Source organism: Pseudomonas sp. Je.1.5.c, assembly GCF_051129895.1.
Lineage (GTDB): Bacteria > Pseudomonadota > Gammaproteobacteria > Pseudomonadales > Pseudomonadaceae > Aquipseudomonas > Aquipseudomonas urmiensis.
In genome coordinates, this window is sequence record NZ_JBCPSP010000097.1 from 1 (window position 1) to 611 (window position 611).

A 611-nucleotide genomic window follows, 5' to 3' on the forward strand; every position below is an offset into this window, starting at 1 on the left:
GCAAATCTACATCTCGCGCCTTCGGCTGCGCCGAAGGGTGCTATCGCACCTGGCCCTCCAGGCACCCGCTCAGCCTCCTGAAGTCGCGAATCTGCGTCGCCTGGAATTGCGCGCATGAAGATCAAGAGCAGGCGAATCGCTGCGCTCTCGCCAAAGCCAAAGCCAAAGCCAAAGCCAAAGCCAAATTTTAATTTTTCTATTTTGTGTTGTTTGTTTTGGCCTCTTCGCGGCGGTTCGGCGCCCCGAAAAGCCCGCTCCCACAGGGTTTGCGGGATTCGCAGCATCTGCGTGGTGTCAGTGCTGGCTAAACGCTGGACTTAAATCTACGCGATACCTGTGGGAGCGGGCTTGCCCGCGAAGAGGCCAGAGCATCCACCACACCTGGCACTATCGCCAGATAACACCAGCCCAGGCGCCGCCACTAACTTCGCGACTTCAGGAGGCCGAGCGTAGGTGTCTGGAGGGCCAGGTGCGATAGCACCCTTCGGCGCAGCCGAAGGCGCGAGATGTAGATTTGCGCAGCAAATCGTAGGCCGCGCGGGCCCGGAAGGCACCGAAGCGAGGGGACCCGAAGCGCAGCGTAGGGCCGGATGGTGGAGCGCAGACCTTTT

At 60.6% G+C, this 611-nt stretch carries 1 protein-coding gene; it reads right to left on the reverse strand.

The window, feature by feature from the left end; all coding sequences use genetic code 11:
* On the reverse strand, window positions 1-284 hold a 284-nt coding region (locus AAZU54_RS27265; protein WP_434727896.1), incomplete at its 3' end, for a hypothetical protein.
* Window positions 285-611: the final 327 nt, after the last annotated feature.